Below are 19166 nucleotides of genomic sequence, written 5' to 3'. Positions count from 1 at the left end.
ATAGATAAATATTATATTGTTGATCAATCATTGTTACCAGATACGTTCAGTAAGGTGATTGAAGCACGCCAATTATTAGATAGTGGCAAAATCAAAAATATCAGTGAAGCAGTCAAAAAAGTTGGTATTAGTCGCGGAAGTTTTTATAAGTATAAAGATTTAGTTTATGAAACAGACGAAGCGAACTGGAACCGAAAAGCCGTCATTTCCTTAATGCTCGATGATCAACGCGGAATTTTATCATCAGTGTTGAAGAAGTTTGCGGATAGCAAAGCCAGTATTTTGACAATTAACCAAAATATTCCGATTCATAAGGTTGCCAGTGTCGTAATTTCCTTAGATTTGAGTACGATGGAAATTACCATTGATGAATTATTGAATGAAATTAAGTCAGTCAACGGAACTAGCAAAGTTAGTTTAGTTTCAATTGAATAAAGCAAAAGAACCGTGAATGGTGAGTTCACGGTTCTTTTTAGGTTTAAATTGTATGCTCTAAGGAAAATATTTTTCGTTTAGTATAAACAGTTTTTCGACTAATTTTTAGTGTTCTAGCAATTTCGCTATCACCTATGCCAGTCTTAAACATATTTACCATTTGTTCAGCAATTAGTTTTCCCTTTGGGTTATTTGATTTTAAAGAATATTTACTGCGACTACCTTTATAAATACCATTTAGTTTAGCTATTTCAATCCCTTGACGTTGTCTTTCCCGAATCTTTTTTCGTTCAGCCTCTGCTTGATATTTATAAATTTCAATTATCAAATTATTTAAAAGTGCTTTTAAATTAGTGTCAGAGACGCCGTCAAACGAGGGGAGAGATAAAACGCGAAATGTTGCTCCTTTATCACGAATTAGATTCATAACATGGGTAATGTCACGATTGTTTCTCCCTAATCTGTCCAAATCTAACACGACAACCTCATCTTTTTGGGAAATATTTTCTAAAAGCTTGGTTAATTGTGGACGTTTTAAGTCTTTCCCTGAGATTTTTTCTTGATAAATCATGTCGCAACCGTCATCTTTTAAAGCAGTGATTTGCCTCTCTAAATTTTGGCTTGCAGAACTAACTCTAGCATATCCAACTCGCATAATTTTCTCCATCTTAATTAATTTTACACAAGTAATAAGTATACTAAAATTAATTGAACTAAAACAACCTCCATAATTCTTTAAATACAAAAGGATTATGGAGGTTGTTTTGTGTAATTAGGGTTTACCTGAAAAACACAATTTATTTAGGACATTTAATAAATAAAATTTCATCCATTTCACAAATATTTAACATTATTTTAACTTTTAATTGCTAAAAACTGTATTTTACTGTAACATTTACAATATAAATGTAGTGTAATTCGGGTAAACCCTAATTACATAATTTAAAAATATAGGAGTATTACATAATGGAAAATAAAGTTCATTACAAAATGTTTAAAGCCGGTAAAAAATGGATTTTTATGGCTATTACTGCAACTACCTTTTTAACTAGTGGAGTTGCTTTAAATAATATGAGTGTTTCAGCTGATGCAAATCAAGCTACTGAAACTACTCAAGTAAATCCAAATCAAAGTCAAATTGACCAAGATAACAAAGATATTGCCTTAGACCAATCAAAAATTAATGATAATAATACAAAAATTGATCAAGTGAACCAAAGCTTAACACAAGCTAAGCAAGACCAACAAACAGCTCAAACCAATCTAAGCAATACACAATCAACGATTAATCATGATGCTGATAAAGCTAATAATGATGCTCAACAAAAAATTAGTGATTTGCAAAAAAAGGGGATTGCTAATGGTCAAGCACAAATCCAAGCCCAAATTAAAAGCGATATAAGTGATTATAATAATACAGTTCAAACTGATGAGAATCTTCAAAAACAAATTGATGATACTAATTCACAGATAACTAATTTGTCAACTTCCCCAGATAATCTTAATGTAGTGAGTGTCGGTGTTGATAAGACTGATAAAACAGTAAATATTAATAAGACAAATAGTTTATTACAAAATACAGCTCAAGATGGACTACTTAAAAATGGAAGTGCTTCAATTATAAATAACACTTTCGAGATTGATCCAGAACCTGATGCTGATAACTATACAACTCATCCTGCATGGGTTGGTTTTCGGGAAAGTGATCCTCAATTTGAAAATTGGCTTAAAGATGACTTAGTTGATCCAAATAAAGGGTTAACAGATAATCAAAAACAAGAGTTAGCAATTTTACTTTTAAATGCAATTAATAATACTAGACAAGATTTAGGCCTATTACCATTTACAATGAGCCAAGAGAAATTTAATCAAGCTCAAATCAGAGCTGCTCAGCGTTCTGCTGCCAGCTTAGATCATGATAAAGCTGATATGAATAAAGATTTTGGAAGTGAACAATACGAAAATCTAGCTAGCTTTCATGGGAATAAAACAAATATGTTTGATATTTACTATGAAGCAATGGGTTCTGTTAATTCAATGCTTAACGGTGATGTAGGACATCGTCAAAACTTCTTAGGTAATACTGGAGTTGAATGGGCACCGGATGCAGCTTTTGGATTTCATCAGTTTAAAGATAATTGGTACTCTTTAACATTTGATTATGGTAATACCAGTGCTGGAAAAGATAATATGCTTGATGTTATTAATAAATATGAAGCTATGGGTCCGGTTCAAGGACCAAATAATTCAGCAAAAATTGGAGAACTAAGAAGACAATTAGTAGATTTAAAACAAACATTAAGTAATAATGATAAACATGCAACTGATTTATTTAAAGAATTAGATGCTTTAAATTATAAAAAAGCTAATGTACATTTTGATAAGTCACAATTAAGTTCTGATGATCAAAGAGCTTATGATGATGCACAATCAACTATTAAAAACCATGATAGTAATAAAGCTAAACAATTAGCCCAAGCTCAAACAGATTATGACAATAATGTAGCTTCAATTAATAACAAAATTGCTACTTTAAACGGTCAAATTAACGATTATAAATCTGCTAATGTAACACTCCAAAATGATATTGATAGTAAAAAAGCTGAAATTGCTAAGTTGAGCCAAGCTACACCAGTTTTACCAGATAATGGTGATAAAGGTGGCGTAACACCAGTACAACCAGTAGCTCCAGCAACACCAGCTGACGATAACAAGGGTGGTTTAACCCCAGTGCAACCAGTAACACCAACAACGCCAGCTGATGATAACAAAGGTGACGTAACTCCAGCACAACCAGTAACACCAACAACGCCAGCTGATGATAACAAGGGTGGAGAAACACCAGCACAACCAGTAACACCATCAACCCCATCTGATGATAACAAGGGTGGTGCAATTCCAGCACAACCAGTAGCTCCAGCAACACCAGCTGACGATAACAAGGGTGGTGCAATTCCAGCACAACCAGTAGCTCCAGCAACACCAGCTGACAATAACAAGGGTGGAGAAACACCAGCCCAACCAGTAGCACCAGCAACACCAGCTGACAATAACAAGGGTGGTGCAACTCCAGCGCAACCAGTAGCTCCAGCAACACCAGCTGACAATAACAAGGGTGGTGCAACTCCAGCGCAACCAGTAGCACCAGCAACACCAGCTGACAATAACAAGGGTGGTGCAACTCCAGCGCAACCAGTAGCACCAGCAACACCAGCTGACAATAACAAGGGTGGAGAAACCCCAGCACAACCAGTAACACCAACAACCCCAGCTGATGATAACAAGGGTGGAGAAACTCCAGCACAACCAGTAGCACCAGCAACCCCAGCTAATAGTAACAATAGTGTAGATACTTCAAAATCTGAAACTAATTCTTCTGTAAATAATGTAAGTGTAGATTCTCATATTACAAATAATAACCAAGCTCAAGTTGAAAGTTCTAAACCGAAAGTGGGTAGCAGATTAGACAGAAATCAATCAACTAATAAATCAAATGAATTACCACAAACAGGTCAATCAGGTAGTAGTTTATTGTCAATGATTGGAATGGTAATAGTAGCAATTATTTCAATGTTTGGATTAGGAAACTTAAATAAAAAACGTAACTAAATTAATGAATAAAAAAGCTTAGCAGATGCTAAGTTTTTTTATAATAAATGGGGTAAATTTTTCATGAAAAAGAAATATATTTTAAGTATTTTGATTGTAATTTTAATTGTTTTATTGGGATTAGGATGGTTTTTCACAATTAATCATTCATCAAAAAATAGTAGTTCAAATGTAAAAGAAAATAAAATAAGTAAGAGCACTAAGAGTACAAAACAAAGTAAAAATGTTATTCCAAATGAATATATTGGAACTTGGTATCAAAAAGATCAGAAATTTAAAGTAACAGGGGACAGTTTTGAAATACCAAATCTTAATACAGATTCAAATAATAAATTTAAGTACACTTTAACTAAGAATTCAAAACCAATGCCACTAGATGTTTATTCCAAAGAAGGTATGCAGTATTTTTGGAAGGGTAGTTTAATGAGTGATGGTAATGATAAAAATAATTCTGTATATTGGAAAAAAGATGGTGGAACAATGTCATTTTGGCTTGCAAAAATGACGATTGATGGAAAAAAACAAACTGTTCTAGCAAGTTTTGAAAGTGGGCAAATATTTGTTTGGACAAATAAAGAAACAGCTAAAAACTATTCCTTTGAATTAGGTGAAAATGTTAGCCCGACACAATTACCAATTAAAGATTTAGATAAATTAAAAAGTGGTAATGATAGTTCTAAGGGGAAAAATAATGATGGTAAAGTTCCAAGTCAATTTTTAGGAACTTGGTACGACGGTAATGAAAAAGGTCTTGTTATATCTCCTAATAAAATAAAAACGGCAGATGGAAAGTCAATTATTTTAGATGTATCAAAGAATTCTAATGGAACTTATCATTTGGGAGCAATTGACGATACAGATAAACCAGTTAGTCAAAATTATTCAGTTTCTTCTGGTAATTATTGGGTTACCAATTATAATGTTGATGGAAAAAATCAAAAAGTAGTGGCAGTTGTATATAAAGGTTCTTTAGAAAAATCTGATGATAGTATAGATGTACAAATTTTGACTAGTAGTCCAAACAGCAAGGAAATTTCAACGAAAATTAATAAAAATCAAATTGGAAAACCTAATTTGTCAGATGATAGTAATAAAGATACAAATTATTCACCTTTAACTTTTAAAGAGGCAGTAGATTATGAGCTAAGTGCTAATGGATCTCCTACTACATCAGATTATGAGAAGTACTATGGGGACGAAAAGCCTTATGGTGACGGTGGATGGTATTTTAGAGATATAAGTGGTGTTGAGCATTATGTTGTACCCATTGGTGATGGTTCTAAAATATCTATAAAGGATGTACCTACAAACGATTTTGATGCTCCCCACGCTTACACAGTTGATAGATAAATTATAAATTGATTTTTATGTATTGGAGAATAGATTATGGCAGAAAATCCACAACTAACTTTAAAAGATACCATCGTATCTGCAATTGAATGTCAAGATTTTTATGACTCATCACTAGCTGTTTTGAATTATAATTTAAACAACTTAAAAAAAGCATTAGAAAATAAAAAGGGATTTTATAATGCTTCGAAAAGTCATAATAGAGTATTAAAGACACAATATAGACTGTTAGAAGATAAACTTAAACAATTAAATGGTACAAAGGCACCTAGTAAAGCGGAATTTGATTATTTACAATTTGGAAGAACACTTCTAGCAGGGGTAGTTGGTGTCATTGCCTTTACGGGTATATTTTGGTTTGTATCGATACCAGTAGCGCTAATTGTATTTTTCTTTTTTAAGGAGTTAATATTACCTGCTATATTGGTAATCGCAATTTTAATTCTTTTGAATGCTGCCTATGATGCATACAAATCTGGAAACAAGAAATTGAAGAAAAAAATTGACGAAAGAGATGATTTAGTAAACGAAGTTGCTGAATTGCCAAATTTAAAACAAGAAATTAATGAAAGTAATAAAGATGTAAATAGGTATAAAGATCAAGTTGATTCATATGAAGTTATGATATATAAACAAGAAACACAGATAGAAGATTTTAAAAATAAGTTTAAAGAAAAATTAGATAACAACGAATATCCTCTTTCAGTATTCCCTGAATCATTTAGATTCGAAAATAGTGGCAGATTGAAGCATGCGCTAATGATTGTTTTAGATGGTGCAGCAAGTGATTGGAAAACCGTGGCACAACTAGTAAGATCAGAAGAAAAATCAAATGAAGTGGTTGATAGTATTAATTCTTTAAATAATACTATTAATTCTAGATTGAAAGATGTATCTGCAGAAATTGAAAAGAATACCAATACTGTTTTAAGTCAGTCCTTAAAAATTATTAATTCAATCGATGTTAATACAGAACGAATTACTTATCAAACAGCTACGCTTGGATCATTATTATCTGAAAATACTAATGCGATAAATGGTGCAGCAACAATTATAAATGGTAGTATTCAACAAAATACTAAAGAAGTTAATAAGCAAGGTAAACAAATTTCTAATAGTGTTTCTGATGCTGGTAAAAATGTAAAGAACGCAGTAAATGCGCAAACAATGACGTATATATTAAGTAAATATAACGGAGCTGTTATCGGCGCAACTATTGATTCATTTAAGCAAAAAGATGGAATAAATAACTACGATAGTAATTTATTAAAAAGATTTAATGATAAATAATTGTTAATAAATAAGCCATACCTTATGAGTTATTTTCATAAAGTATGGCTTATTTGGCTTTGCTTGAAAAATTTTTTATTTATTCAACGCCTTGGTAAATTGATCCAAAGTATCTAATTCTGGAACTGAGACTTTTGCTGAACTATCTAATTCAGTAACATCACCAGTGATTTTAACGAAATCAAATTCGTCATCTAACATTGCGCTTAGTTTTGTGTTTAAATCAACTAACGCTTTGTTAGTTTCTTTTCGATCAGCAACTTCTTTTTCCACGTTTAGTTGAATGGTGTTTAAATCATAAAGGTCGATTAAATTAGCTAACTTCCAGAATAAATCTAGTTGTTTGTTATATTCAAAAACCTTTTTCATGCCGGCTAAATTATCGTTACCAATGTGACGATTGTATTCGTTAACTTCTTTAATTAGTTCATTATTCATAATTTGTTTCTCCTGTTCTGACATTTAATATATTCATCTTTATCGTAACCGCATTATGAGTTAGATACAACGAAAAAGGATTCCAGCAGCACTGGAATCCTTTTTATTTAGTCTTTTTTGATATCTTGTGAAACGTCATTAGCGTGCTTACGTTGGTAAGTGGCAATGTTTTTGTATTCGGGTTTAAGGTAACGACTCAACCGAATGTAAATTGGAATTAATTCACGATAAGCTTCGTAGTTTTTAGGATTTGGTTTGTGCGTGTTAGTAACACCAACAAACTTGCTAACGTCGTACAAGCTCTTAATCATCCCTAAACTGTACATTCCTAACGTAGCAGCACCTAAAGCAGTACCTTCAAAACTTTCAGGAATGTTAACGTCTTGTTCAAAGACATCCGCTAACATTTGCCGCCAAAGGGCTGAACGAGCAAATCCACCGGTTGCTTGAATCTTTTTCGGTTCACCAACGACTTCTTCAAGGGCTAGCATAACCGTGTATAAGTTATAAACAATTCCTTCAAGGGCAGCCCGAATCATGTTAGCTCGTGTGTGCTGTCTAGTTAAACCAAAGAAGGTTCCACGTGCATCCGCATCCCAGATGGGAGCCCGTTCACCACCTAAGAAAGGTAGGAAGATTAATCCGTCTGATCCAGCAGGTACGGCAGCAGCAATTTGCGTTAACAAATCATAGGCATCGAGATGCATTTGTTCGGCCGTAACTTTTTCTGGCAAACAAAGTTGATCACGAACCCAGCGGAAGACAATTCCACCATTATTAACTGGTCCACCTACGACCCACATGTTTTCAGAAAGGTAGTAACAGAAAACTCGTCCTTTGGGATCAATCGTTGGTTTATCAGTTACAACTCGGACTGCACCAGAAGTACCAATCGTAACGGCCACGACGCCAGGTTGAATGGCATCTACACCTAAGTTAGCTAACGGACCATCAGAAGCTCCGATGATAAAAGGAGTTTCTTTATCAATCCCAATCATATTAGCGTAGTGATCCACCATTCCTCTAAATTGGTAAGTAGTATCAACTAGTTCGGGAAGTTGATCACGGGTTACTCCAGCAACTTCTAAGGCTTGGTCGTCCCAATCCATGGTAAAGATATTAAATAATCCGGTTGCGTTTGCAATTGAATAATCTTCTTTTAATTCACCAAATAATTTGTAGTTAATGTATTCTTTAATCCCAACAAAGTAACGCGTCTTTTGGTAAATGTCAGGTTTTTCGTTGCGTAACCACATAATTTTCGTTAATGGGGTCATGGGGTGAGTTGGAACTCCCGTTTTTTTGTAAAGTTCCATGCCAACGCCGCTTTCTTTTAACTCATCAGCGTATTTCACAGCCCGATTATCGGCCCAAGTAATGGCACGAGTGAGGGGTTTATAGTTTTCATCTAAACAAATCACACTATGCATCGCACATGAATAAGAAATTCCCTTTAAACTGCCATGTTCTAAATCAGCTTTTTCCAAAACGTGATTTAAACCTTCAATCATGGCACTAAAAATTTCTTCTGGATCTTCTTCAGCCATATCAGCTGTATCTTGATAAAGTGGATAAAGGTCATTGGAATAGCCTTTAACGTTACCGCCGTTATCATACAAAACTGTTTTGACACTGGTAGTACCAATATCAACCCCAATTACGTATTCCATAATAATATTCCCCTTATTTAAGTTGTGCTTAAAATTTAAAAGTCTTAATTTAAAGTTTTTGTAACGCTTACATTATATTGGAGTGGCCAAGACAATTCAAGCAAGCACATCTTAAATCTAGGTTACAGACAAGTAATTTAGCACTGATGTGAGTAAATGCATCATTAAACATTGTAAATTGGGCGAAATCTAATTAATCTAAGAAAAATTAGCTTTTTTAAATCAGACCATTTACGGAGGTGGGGCAATGAACATCACGGCAGCGTTCACGAAGACCCTGACGAACTACAGCATCGTCAGTGCGATTACGTCAACCATTTTTATTATTTTACTGGGATTTTATTTACGCAAAAAGGACATCTTTTCCGAAAAATTTGGGAAAACGTTAGCAAAAGTCGCTTTAGTGGTCGCGTTACCGGCTTTGAATTTTAATGCTTTTATGACCAACATTGATGATAAAGTACTTTTAGAAAGTTTGAGTGTTTTGATTTGGGGATTCTTGGTGATTATTATTTTGATCGTGGTTGCACCACATTTCTATCCGCAAGTTAACCAAGATGAAAGAACGGTTTTAGGAATTTTGACGACCTTTGGTTCAACGACTTTCTTTGGTATTCCAATTGTGGGCGCCGTTTTAGGCACGAAGGGAATTATTTATAGTTCAATTTTTAACCTAGGGTACCATATTTTTATTTATTCATATGCGTACATTAAAATGTCGGGCGTTAAAATGAAGCTGGATAATCTGAAAAAAATGCTGTTTAATCCGATTATTCTGTCGACTTTTTTAGGCTTATTTATGTGGCTAGTGCAACCCTATGTACCGCAAGTGCGCGTGCCTACCTTTGTAAAAGGGACGCTTGTTCCAGCTGCGGGGCTTCATTCCGTAGCGTTCTTTCGGATTGATCAGACAGCTTTATGGTTGTGGACGCCGATTCATTATTTAGCAGAACTAGCTTCACCATTGGCATGGTTATCAATTGGATGTACATTGGGCTCACTTTCGTTTAAGCAAGCCACTTCCAGTAAAATTGTCTGGTACTACGGTTTTAATAAGGTTGTTTTAGTGCCTTTGTTTACCTTAGTAGGGACGGTCTTCATGTCGACTTTAGGTATTTTACCTCTCAGTTTTACGGCAGTAGCAACCATGGTAATTATGATGGCAACTCCAACGGCGGCGGTAGTTTCCGCCTATGCGATTAACTTTAATCGCTATGCTTTACTGACTTCTAGTGCTTCATTTATTTCGACGGTGATTGCAGTAGTAACGATGCCACTCTGGATTGCTCTTTTACAAATTTTACACGATACAGGAATTATCAGCTAAGAATTAAACATGTTAAAATAAGAAGGTTCAAAGCAATTAGACGCTTAGCGAATAATTAGTTTGGCCTTTTTTGTTTGGAAAAGCTGTCATGGTAAGGGAGCGAAGCATGAGAAAATTAAATCGAACACTTTATCAGCAACAGCAACGCCAAAATCGCACGCAAAAGTACATGATTCTTGGTTGCTTTGCCATCCTCATTTTGCTGATTGGTTTCTTGATTTTTAACCACATCGAAAAAAAGGCCCAACACCAGCAACAAGTATTAACGGAATATCCCGTTCGTGGTTTAATCATTAACCAAGACGACTCTTATGTCGATTTTACCGAAGCCAATCAAAATGGAATGAAATATGCTTATCTGCGGGCTACGCAAGGAGCGAGTTTTGTTGATGATAATTTTAATGACAACTATTCAAGAAGCATTGGTTCGGGATTGAAAATTGGCGTTTATCATCAATTTGGCTTTGGCAGTTCGGTTAAAGACCAAGAAAAAAACTTTAGTGAAGCAGTTGGCAACAACATTGGTGATTTACCGATTGAAATCCGGATTAGTTACTATGGTAATTATAATACGCAAACGGTTAAACCCCAGCAGTTGTTAGCAAACGTCCGCGAGTTGACTTCCTTTTTATATCGGAAGTATCATCGTCCTATTTTATTGAAAACGAATCAGCGAAACTACCAAATTTTAAAAAATTTACCCCATGTGCAATTTGCTTTAGCCGGAAATGACCAGTCAGATCAGGTTACGTTTGTTAACTTAAGCAAAGCTAATCAAATTGATAACAATGGTAAAATTAGTGAGTACCAAGTATCAGCTTTTAACGGAAATAAGGTAAAATGGGAACAGTATTTAAAGCAACTCAAAAGTGATGAATTAGAAAAGAGTAACGAAAATGATTAAATTAGGAACGATTGGGACCAATTGGATTACCCAACGCATGGTGGAAGCTGCTACAGCAACTGGTGAATATGAATTGGCTGCGGTTTATTCCCGGCATGAAGCAACTGGACAAGCTTTTGCTGAGCAGAATCACTGCGCATCGGTTTATTGTTCATTAGCAGATTTTATGCAATCGGATCAGTTTGATACTGCCTACATTGCTTCACCAAATGTGTTTCATTTTGAACAAGTTTTATTAGCGATTCAGCATGATAAAAATGTCATTGTGGAAAAGCCAGCGTTGATGAATCCTCGCCAAATGCAACGGGTTTTAGATGAACTCCAACTTCATCCTCAGGTTCGACTTTTTGAAGCAGCCCGGAATGTGCATATGCCCGCTTTTAAAGCCGTGCAAACTGCCTTAGCTCAAGCTGAACATTTAGCCGGAGCTGACTTTGTGTTTAGTCAATATTCGTCACGCTATGATTTAGTCTTAGCGGGGGAAACGCCCAACGTGTTTAATTTTCAATTTGCAGGGGGCGCCTTAGCTGACTTAGGCATTTATCCGCTTTATGATGCGATTGCTTTATTTGGGTTACCATTGAAACAAATGTACTATCCCACAATGATTTCAACCGGTGCGGATGGTAAAGGAACCGCCATTTTACAATATCCTGATTACGATGTTACTTTAAACTTTAGTAAAATTTCGAGTTCCCAGCATACCTCTGAGATTTACGCTTGTCGTCAGATTATTTCCATTGATAATGGTGGAGAGTTTACGGAGGCAAAATTAGTTACGCCAACTGAAACGACGGTGCTAAGTCCTAAGTACGTTGAAAATCCGATGATTCCAGAAATGACTGATTTTGCGATGGTCCTTAATCATCCTGATGATGCTGAAATTCAGGCGCAATATCACAGCTGGTTGCAATTAATGCAACACGTAAACGAAACATTGAATAATCTAGCAATTTCTGCTGGAATTCACTATCCCGATAAATTTAAGGAGTAATAACTTGTTAGAAGAATTTGCAAAACGTTTTGAAAAATTAGGTTATCAAGCACAAACTGAGATTCAAAAAGCCGTTTATCAACCCATGATTGACGGAGGCGAAGACATTGTTGGTTTATCACCAACTGGATCAGGGAAAACCGTGGCCTTTTTAATGCCCATTTTAGCCAACATCATGGCTGGTCAAGGGACGCAAGCTTTAATTGTGGAACCCTCGCAAGAATTAGCCATGCAAGTTACCAATATTATTCGGGACTGGGCTGGTCCCTTTAACGTTAAAATTTTACCTTTAATTGGGGGAGCTAACGTTAAGCGTCAACACGAACAGTTGAAGAAACGTCCCGAAATTGTGGTTGGAACTCCTGGTCGAATTTTAAGTTTATTAGACGAACGTAAATTAAAAGTTGATCACGTCGAGACGGTCGTGATTGATGAAGCGGATGACTTGCTCCAAGATGATTCATTAGAAAAAGCACGGCAAATTGTGGCAGCGGTTCAGCGGGATGCCCAAGTTGCTTACTTCTCAGCCACTGATAGTGATGTATTGTATAACTTAGAAGATGTAATGGGGAAACCCGCTCGAATCATTGATGTGCGTGATTTAGATCAGAGTCGGGGAGTGGTTAAGCATGGTCAATTCGAGGTTTCGCGGGGAAAACGAAATGACGTTTTAAATCGTTTTACTAAATTGACGAACTTTAAGGCACTGGTGTTCTTTAACCAGCAAACTGAATTAAACCGCGCCTTCAACTACTTTAAACACCAAGGTTATGCGCCCGTAGAAAAATTAAGTGGTGACGAAAATAAAATGGCCCGGGAAAAAGCCTTACGAAACTTCAGAAAGGGAACCACTAAACTACTTTTAACGACCGATGTAGCGGCTCGTGGTTTAGACATTCCTAAACTTCCGGCTGTGGTTAATTTTGACTTGCCCAAAGAAGCTAATACTTATATTCATCGGGTGGGAAGAACCGGCCGAATGGGGGAACCAGGGTTAGTGATTAACTTTGGTGATGATCATGATCTTCGTGATTTGAAGAAATTATTACGAGATGAAGAATATGATTTGAAACCACTTTATTACTTCCGGGGTAAGTTAGTCGATGAAATTGATGAAGCAGAAGTGGAAAAATTAAAAGCAGAAAATGCCAAGAAAAAGGTAGTTCCTGAAGTTAAAGGAACTAAACCTTCAATTAAGAAAGCAAGAGTACGTAAAGTGCAAGCTGAGGTCGAAGTACCCAAAAAACCCCGCAAAAAGAACCGAAAACGAAACCAAAAAAATAAGGGTTATCATAAAAAATAAATGAGCCATTCTTTACGGATGACCCTAATCGTGAGAAAATAGGAAAGTCGATAGTGGCCCCATAGCACAATTGGATAGGGCAGTCGCCTCCTAAGCGATCGATCTCAGTTCGAACCTGAGTGGGGTCATTTTAAAAGCAATTCACAAATGTGAGTTGCTTTTTTTGTTTGTATATTTTTGCACAAAGGTATTGTATTCCTTTATGAAAACGCATACAATTTACTTTGTAACGAACATTAAATTTTGGAAAAAAGAAAAGAGGAAACACAAATGATGCCATTTGTTGTTTTGATTTTAGGGATTGCGTTGCTCCTTTTCCTAATCATTAAGTTAAAATTAAATACCTTCGTCGCCTTGATTGTGACGGCGATTCTAGTTGCTTTAGGGCTCGGAATGAACCCGGCTAGTATTGCAACTGCCATTAAAACGGGGATTGGAAATACCTTAGGCGAGTTAGTTATCGTCTTTGGGTTTGGAGCCATGATTGGTCGGTTAGTTTCTGACTCGGGTGGATCATATCGAATTGCCAAAACTTTGATTGATAAGTTTGGTAAGAAACGATTACAATTGGCCATTGTCATTGCGTCATTTATTATTGGAATGTCATTATTCTTCGAAGTTGGTTTAGTATTGTTAACGCCAATCGTCTTTGCCGTTGCACTTGAAGCAGATGTTCCTTTCCTTTATTTAGGAATTCCGATGGCTGCTGCTTTGTCAGCGACACAAGGATTCTTGCCTCCTCAACCAGCTCCAACTGCTGTTGCTACAGCTTTGGGTGCCAACATCGGTCAAGTGCTTTTGTTTGGGATTATCGTGGCGATTCCCTGTGTGATTGTGGCCGGACCAATTTATACTAAAATTAGTCGGAAATTTTTCCCGAATGCATTTGTGGTAAAGAAAAGTTTGCCAGCCTTTGGGGAAGTTAAGCAATATGATTTGAAGGATACGCCTAGCTTTGCTTTAGCAGCCTTTACGTCATTACTTCCTGCCATTTTTATGGCTTTGAATACCATCTATCAATTAGTTGAACATGGGGGTAAAGAAATTGCGAAGCCCCATGGTTTTGATGCAGTGGCTTCCATGCTGGGTAATCCAGTGATTGCGATGGTGATTGCTTTGGTATTTGCCATTTGGTCAATGGGATTCCATCGTGGGAAAACCATGAAAGATATTTCAAGTAGTATTTCTGATGCCGTCAAGTCAATTGCCATGCTTTTACTAGTAATTGCTGGTGGTGGAGCTTTCAAACAAGTCTTGATTGTTGGTGGAGTTGGAGAAGCCGTAAAGGGAATGATGATGCACTCATCATTGTCACCAATCATTTTAGGTTGGTTAGTAGCCGTAATTCTTCGAGTTTCGCTTGGTTCCGCAACCGTTGCCGGAATGACTGCCGCTGGATTAGTAATGCCATTAATGTCATCACTTAGCGTTAGCCCAGTCATGATGGCATTAGCCATTGGGGCAGGATCATTAGCAGCATCTCACGTTAATGACGCTGGATTCTGGATGTTTAAAGAATACTTTGACTTGTCAGTTAAAGAAACTTTAGGAATTTGGACGGTGCTAGAAACCGTGATCTCAGTGACGGGTCTGATTGTCGTGCTAATTTTGAATATGTTTGTTTAAATACTTAAAAATAAATAAGAGTTAAGTCGATGCGAAAATAATCGCAGACTTAGCTCTTATTTTTAAAATTGGTAGAATAGTCATAATAACAAAAAAACAAGGTTTAGCTTACATTAAAGAAATGTATGATACTGACTCGGAAGATGTTTTTGATAGTTTTTATAACCTTTAATTGATGCATCTAATATTGTTAACATATTATTAGAAATGGGGGCAAATTATGGAACCAACTAAAGAACCAACTGATATTCATGAATTATTTAGTGGTTGGAAAGATGATGGTAAACGTAATCATGAAATTGATTGGGGTAACGCACAAGGAAATGAATTACCCTGGTAAGTTTGGATGATATTTTCCATGTTAGTTTTAATCCTATCAATGGAGTGAATGGTTGAATCTGTGGTTAGCTGATTGTATGAATCGTATGTTATAAAAAAGTCTCACCCTTAAAAGATGAAATCGCATGAATATCTTTTAAAGGTGAGACTTTATTCTTATTTAGTTTTTTTTTCTTTAAATGAAATAAAAATGGCCCAGAAATAATTTAAAATAACTACGACAACATTTTGAATAACATTAAAGATGTTTTTACCAAGTTTGGTATCGAAGCCTAAGATGCTGACTCCAAAGGCTAAAATTCCTAAACCAAGGATTCCGGTTACTAATCTTCCGGCAAAGAACGTGGAAATTTGATACCAGAATTCCTTAGCTGAGTAATGTTTCGTATGAAAAACGTAGTATTTATTGGTATAAAAAGCGAAGAGCACTGAGATAAACCAGGCAATTCCGTAAGTAATTGAATAATTAAGGTTGGTAAATTGCGTCAAGAGGGTGAAGACCACTAAGTTAACGACGGTAGTTGCTACGCCCCAAAAAGCATAGGGAATTACATCACGATGTTTTTGGTATAAATCAATTAAGGATCGCATTATTTTTGCTCCTTAATGATGTATTGAGGTCGATGCTTAGTTTCTAAGTAAATTTTACCAATGTATTTGCCTAAAATTCCCAAACAGAAAAGTTGGATTCCGCCAATTAAGAGCATGATTGAAACTAGAGAAGGCCAACCTGCGACTGCATCACCAAAGCAGAGAGTACGAACAACCGTAAAAATAATGCCTAACACGGCAAAGAAACAGGAAATTCCGCCGACCCAGGTAGCAACTTTTAAGGGTGCATCGGAGAAGTCAATAATTCCTTCAATCGAATATTCTAATAGTTGAATCATTGACCAATGGGTTTCTCCAGCTGCACGTTCACGACCCGGGTATTTAATATATTTAGTGTTAAAGCCAACCCAACTAAAAATCCCTTTAGAAAAACGATTGTATTCCGTTAATTCATTGACGGCGTCAACATATTGGCGGGTCATTAATCGGTAATCACGGACATTTGGTTGAATTTTAACGTCGGATAACCGATCAATTACATGATAAAAAGAAGCGGAGAGAAAGGCCCGAATTGGATTTTGTTTTCGACTAGTTTGAATGCAACCCACGCAGTCATAGTCTTCGGTCGTAATAATTTTTAACATTTTAGGTAATAGTTCAGGTGGATCTTGTAAATCAACATCCATTAAAGCGATGTAGTCACCATTAGCGGTCCGTAAGCCGGCCGTAATGGCTGATTCTTTTCCAAAATTACGCGAAAAAGAAATGAAGTGAACTGTTTCAGGATGTTCATCATGAAGTTCATTTAAAATTTTTAAGGTATTGTCAGATGAACCATCATTAATAAAAATGTAGTCGGGCACATACTGTGGTTCAGCTTTATTCATTTCTGCGAAAACTTTTTCGACAGTATTATAGAATAAAGTAATTGATTCTTGTTCGTTATAACAAGGGACAACTAGGCTAATCGTTTCCAAAGTGGATCCTCCTTATAGTTGAAAATAATATTCAACTTGCAAAACTAATCCTAATTTTATCATTATTTAGATTGAATAGTAACTTAATTTCAATCTGTTATAATTGAAACAAATAAAGATTAAGGAATGTTAAATTTTGAAAAAAACTAAAGTAATTTTAAAAAATAAAGTGGTTCCATTTACCAAAATTCTGTTAAAACATTTTTCGATGGGAAACGTTTCCGATTCTGCGATTGTTTTTGCGTATTATTCTTTACTATCGTTATTCCCCATTTTAATTTCAATTGGGGGAGTGATTAAGTTAGCAAACGCCAATCCCGAGCATGTGATTGACTCGATGAAAATGCTGATGCCCGGTTCAATTTTTCAGATGTTGCAACCAATTGTGCAATCCGCTTTTAGTGGGGGACATGGTGGTAGCAACTTATCGATTGGATTAATAATCGCAATTTGGTCATCAAGTAGTGCGATGGCCGCCTTTCAACGGGCGGTTAATCGCTGTTATGGCGTACTTGACCAGAGTGCCTTGATGAATCGAATTATTTCCTTTTTGTGGATGTTATTATTAGTTGTTTTCCTATTTGTACTGATGATTTTACTCGGATTTGGGCAATCATTAATTGAACTGGTTAACGAAGTGGTTAACATGCCACCAGAAGTTTTAAGTTTAGTTGAAGCTGCTCGGATGCCGTTCATCATCGCATTATTAGTCGTTATTTTGAGCATGATTTATTTCTTTGTTCCTAGTTTGAAAACCAAATGGAAGTATACCCTAGGGGGAACCTTATTTGCGTTGATTGGTTTATCAATCTTGTCACAGTTATTCTCAAAAATCATGGGTGAGTTTTTCCGCAACATTTCGGCTTATAAAACGCTAGGAACGTTCATTGTAGTGATGATTTGGCTCTATTTAACGGGAATGGTGCTGCTATTTGGTTCAGTGATTAATGCAAGTGTCCACGAATATTTAATGTCCCAAACTGAGAAAAAGGAAAATAAAAAAGACCACTAAGGGTCTTATTTATTAACGGCATCAAACAGTTTTTGGGAAAACTGGTCAAGCGTTTTGATATCATTTTCATCCGGATCAAGGTTGATTTTTACGTTGTCAGCTCCTTTGGTGGCCCCGGTTGCTAATAATTTTTCCGCAAATTTATCAACAGCTAGGTTATAGAATTCTTCATAGAAAACGTCACCTGAGCCAGCGACTCCAAAAGTTTTTCCGGTTAAATCTAAATCACCGAGATCTTCAAAAAAGTCCATGCCTTCTTCTGGAAGATGGCCTTCATCATAAGTGTAAGGGCAGATGACAATTAAATCAGTGTCCTTGAGTTCTTCGGCTTCCGTTTGCGAAATTTCGGTTTCTTCAACGTCCATGCCGAGATCTTCGAGCCCTTCAGTTACGATATCAGCAATATCTTCATTGTTACCAGTAATAGTTGCGTATACGACGTGTGCTTTCATTTTCGAACTTCCTTTGCTTATTTATCAAGTAAGTATAGCAGAAGTTGGACTGATTGTGAATTTAGAAAGGTTAAATTCAATGAGTAAAACTTACAAAGTTACCAAAGTTGAAACCCAGAAACGACCGGGACGCTATAATATTTATCTAAATGACGAATATGCGTTTCCGATTAGTGAAGAAGTCTTAATTAAGTTTGCAATTTTTAAAGGTAGCAAATTAACCGGCGATTTAATTGAACAAATTAAAGCTGCTGACAGCGTTTCTAAATTATATGGGAAAGCCGTTGACTTTATTTCCTATCGACAACGGACGGAACACGAAGTCCGAGAGAAACTGCAGACTTTATCAGAAAATGAAGCTGCAATTGACGCTACGATTGTAAAATTAAAGCAAATTAGACTTCTTGATGATGTCAATTATGCTAATAGTTATGTCCGTCAGATTGCAGATGGCCAAACGAAGGGACCACAAGCAGGAGTACGGTACCTTAAACAAAAGGGAATTGTGGAATCATTAATTTTAGATGCGGTAGCTGAGCATTATCCCGAAGCACAAGCACAGGAAAATGCCACAATCCTAGCCCAAAAGCTATTTGACCAGCAGCAGCGCTACCCATATAATAAAAGAATTGAGAAAACCAAGTTGTCATTGATGCGAAAAGGCTTTAGCTTTGATGTGATTGACCAAGCGATTAGTCAAATTGATGCAGAGATTGATGTCGATGAGCAAAATGAATTATTACAACAAGCTGGATTAAAACTGTGGCACAAGTATCGGGCCGAAGAGCCGTATAAGCGCAAACAAAAAGTAAAACAAGCCTTATATCGAAAGGGTTTTGATTTTGATGCGATTGATGATTTTGTTACTGAAGTAGAGAGGGATTAGAG

Annotated in this window: 17 protein-coding genes and 1 tRNA gene; 12 read left to right on the top strand and 6 right to left on the bottom strand. The window is 36.0% G+C overall.

Annotated features, from left to right (window positions below):
• A complete protein-coding gene (locus tag ACEPSS_RS00315) occupies window positions 1–435 on the top strand; it encodes an ACT domain-containing protein (RefSeq protein WP_395320423.1) in 435 nt (144 codons plus the stop codon).
• Window positions 436–478: 43 nt separating this feature from the next.
• Here the strand turns inward: ACEPSS_RS00315 and ACEPSS_RS00310 are convergent, their stop codons facing one another.
• Window positions 479–1102, bottom strand: a complete 624-nt coding sequence (locus tag ACEPSS_RS00310; protein ID WP_395319158.1) for a recombinase family protein — start codon at window positions 1100–1102, stop codon at window positions 479–481.
• 299 nt (window positions 1103–1401) lie between these two features.
• Between ACEPSS_RS00310 and ACEPSS_RS00305 the strand changes: the two genes are divergently transcribed.
• The 3 genes from ACEPSS_RS00305 (at window position 1402) to ACEPSS_RS00295 (ending at window position 6684) form a co-directional block, all read left to right on the top strand.
• Window positions 1402–4044, top strand: a complete 2643-nt coding sequence (locus tag ACEPSS_RS00305) for an SEC10/PgrA surface exclusion domain-containing protein (RefSeq protein ID WP_395319156.1) — start codon at window positions 1402–1404, stop codon at window positions 4042–4044.
• Between the two features lie 63 nt (window positions 4045–4107).
• A complete protein-coding gene (locus ACEPSS_RS00300) occupies window positions 4108–5394 on the top strand; it encodes a hypothetical protein (RefSeq protein ID WP_395319154.1) in 1287 nt (428 codons plus the stop codon).
• A gap of 36 nt (window positions 5395–5430) precedes the next feature.
• On the top strand, window positions 5431–6684 hold the full coding sequence (locus ACEPSS_RS00295) for a hypothetical protein (RefSeq protein ID WP_395319152.1): 1254 nt from the start codon (window positions 5431–5433) through the stop codon (window positions 6682–6684).
• Window positions 6685–6759: 75 nt separating this feature from the next.
• On the opposite strand, the gene ACEPSS_RS00290 is transcribed toward ACEPSS_RS00295, so the two are convergent.
• On the bottom strand, window positions 6760–7122 hold the full coding sequence (locus tag ACEPSS_RS00290) for a hypothetical protein (protein WP_395319150.1): 363 nt from the start codon (window positions 7120–7122) through the stop codon (window positions 6760–6762).
• A 107-nt stretch (window positions 7123–7229) separates the two neighbouring features.
• Window positions 7230–8792, bottom strand: a complete 1563-nt coding sequence (gene gntK / locus ACEPSS_RS00285; RefSeq protein ID WP_395319148.1) for a gluconokinase — start codon at window positions 8790–8792, stop codon at window positions 7230–7232.
• Window positions 8793–9039: 247 nt separating this feature from the next.
• Between gntK and ACEPSS_RS00280 the strand changes: the two genes are divergently transcribed.
• The 6 genes from ACEPSS_RS00280 (at window position 9040) to ACEPSS_RS00255 (ending at window position 14946) form a co-directional block, all read left to right on the top strand.
• Window positions 9040–10119: an AEC family transporter gene (locus tag ACEPSS_RS00280; RefSeq protein ID WP_395319146.1), complete on the top strand. Its 1080-nt coding sequence runs from the start codon at window positions 9040–9042 to the stop codon at window positions 10117–10119.
• Between the two features lie 106 nt (window positions 10120–10225).
• The gene (locus ACEPSS_RS00275; RefSeq protein ID WP_395319144.1) at window positions 10226–11023 is read left to right on the top strand and encodes a GH25 family lysozyme; all 798 of its coding nucleotides are present in this window, start codon (window positions 10226–10228) and stop codon (window positions 11021–11023) included.
• Window positions 11016–12017, top strand: a complete 1002-nt coding sequence (locus tag ACEPSS_RS00270; RefSeq protein WP_395319142.1) for a Gfo/Idh/MocA family protein — start codon at window positions 11016–11018, stop codon at window positions 12015–12017. The genes ACEPSS_RS00275 and ACEPSS_RS00270 overlap by 8 nt, the downstream gene beginning before the upstream one ends.
• Window positions 12018–12021: 4 nt before the next feature.
• Window positions 12022–13320, top strand: a complete 1299-nt coding sequence (locus ACEPSS_RS00265) for a DEAD/DEAH box helicase (protein WP_395319140.1) — start codon at window positions 12022–12024, stop codon at window positions 13318–13320.
• 55 nt (window positions 13321–13375) lie between these two features.
• Window positions 13376–13448 (top strand) — tRNA-Arg (locus tag ACEPSS_RS00260).
• A gap of 142 nt (window positions 13449–13590) precedes the next feature.
• Window positions 13591–14946, top strand: a complete 1356-nt coding sequence (locus tag ACEPSS_RS00255; RefSeq protein WP_395319138.1) for a gluconate:H+ symporter — start codon at window positions 13591–13593, stop codon at window positions 14944–14946.
• Window positions 14947–15441: 495 nt separating this feature from the next.
• Here the strand turns inward: ACEPSS_RS00255 and ACEPSS_RS00250 are convergent, their stop codons facing one another.
• Both ACEPSS_RS00250 and ACEPSS_RS00245 read right to left on the bottom strand, forming a co-directional pair.
• A complete protein-coding gene (locus ACEPSS_RS00250) occupies window positions 15442–15876 on the bottom strand; it encodes a GtrA family protein (RefSeq protein ID WP_395319136.1) in 435 nt (144 codons plus the stop codon).
• Window positions 15876–16814, bottom strand: a complete 939-nt coding sequence (locus ACEPSS_RS00245) for a glycosyltransferase family 2 protein (RefSeq protein ID WP_395319135.1) — start codon at window positions 16812–16814, stop codon at window positions 15876–15878. Before ACEPSS_RS00245 ends, ACEPSS_RS00250 begins: the two co-directional genes overlap by 1 nt.
• Window positions 16815–16950: 136 nt before the next feature.
• On the opposite strand from ACEPSS_RS00245, the gene ACEPSS_RS00240 reads away from it, so the two are divergent.
• Window positions 16951–17826, top strand: a complete 876-nt coding sequence (locus ACEPSS_RS00240; RefSeq protein ID WP_395319134.1) for a YihY/virulence factor BrkB family protein — start codon at window positions 16951–16953, stop codon at window positions 17824–17826.
• Window positions 17827–17831: 5 nt separating this feature from the next.
• On the opposite strand, the gene ACEPSS_RS00235 is transcribed toward ACEPSS_RS00240, so the two are convergent.
• A complete protein-coding gene (locus ACEPSS_RS00235; RefSeq protein ID WP_395319132.1) occupies window positions 17832–18278 on the bottom strand; it encodes a flavodoxin in 447 nt (148 codons plus the stop codon).
• A 79-nt stretch (window positions 18279–18357) separates the two neighbouring features.
• Between ACEPSS_RS00235 and recX the strand changes: the two genes are divergently transcribed.
• Entirely contained in the window at window positions 18358–19164 is an 807-nt protein-coding gene (recX, locus tag ACEPSS_RS00230; protein ID WP_395319130.1) for a recombination regulator RecX, read from the top strand.
• Window positions 19165–19166: the final 2 nt, after the last annotated feature.

The sequence above is a fragment of the Fructilactobacillus frigidiflavus genome (assembly GCF_044054575.1).
GTDB lineage: Bacteria > Bacillota > Bacilli > Lactobacillales > Lactobacillaceae > Fructilactobacillus > Fructilactobacillus frigidiflavus.
Note: the sequence above shows the minus strand (reverse complement) of the source record. Positions and strands in the feature narration are given on the sequence as shown.

Excerpts from the sequence above, each read along its gene's own strand:
- ACEPSS_RS00310 (WP_395319158.1), bottom strand. The coding sequence starts at position 1,102 with ATGGAGAAAATTATGCGAGTTGGATATGCTAGAGTTAGTTCTGCAAGC.
- ACEPSS_RS00305 (WP_395319156.1), top strand. The coding sequence starts at position 1,402 with ATGGAAAATAAAGTTCATTACAAAATGTTTAAAGCCGGTAAAAAATGG.
- ACEPSS_RS00300 (WP_395319154.1), top strand. The coding sequence starts at position 4,108 with ATGAAAAAGAAATATATTTTAAGTATTTTGATTGTAATTTTAATTGTT.
- ACEPSS_RS00295 (WP_395319152.1), top strand. The coding sequence starts at position 5,431 with ATGGCAGAAAATCCACAACTAACTTTAAAAGATACCATCGTATCTGCA.
- ACEPSS_RS00290 (WP_395319150.1), bottom strand. The coding sequence starts at position 7,122 with ATGAATAATGAACTAATTAAAGAAGTTAACGAATACAATCGTCACATT.
- gntK (WP_395319148.1), bottom strand. The coding sequence starts at position 8,792 with ATGGAATACGTAATTGGGGTTGATATTGGTACTACCAGTGTCAAAACA.
- ACEPSS_RS00280 (WP_395319146.1), top strand. The coding sequence starts at position 9,040 with ATGAACATCACGGCAGCGTTCACGAAGACCCTGACGAACTACAGCATC.
- ACEPSS_RS00275 (WP_395319144.1), top strand. The coding sequence starts at position 10,226 with ATGAGAAAATTAAATCGAACACTTTATCAGCAACAGCAACGCCAAAAT.
- ACEPSS_RS00270 (WP_395319142.1), top strand. The coding sequence starts at position 11,016 with ATGATTAAATTAGGAACGATTGGGACCAATTGGATTACCCAACGCATG.
- ACEPSS_RS00255 (WP_395319138.1), top strand. The coding sequence starts at position 13,591 with ATGATGCCATTTGTTGTTTTGATTTTAGGGATTGCGTTGCTCCTTTTC.
- ACEPSS_RS00250 (WP_395319136.1), bottom strand. The coding sequence starts at position 15,876 with ATGCGATCCTTAATTGATTTATACCAAAAACATCGTGATGTAATTCCC.
- ACEPSS_RS00235 (WP_395319132.1), bottom strand. The coding sequence starts at position 18,278 with ATGAAAGCACACGTCGTATACGCAACTATTACTGGTAACAATGAAGAT.
- recX (WP_395319130.1), top strand. The coding sequence starts at position 18,358 with ATGAGTAAAACTTACAAAGTTACCAAAGTTGAAACCCAGAAACGACCG.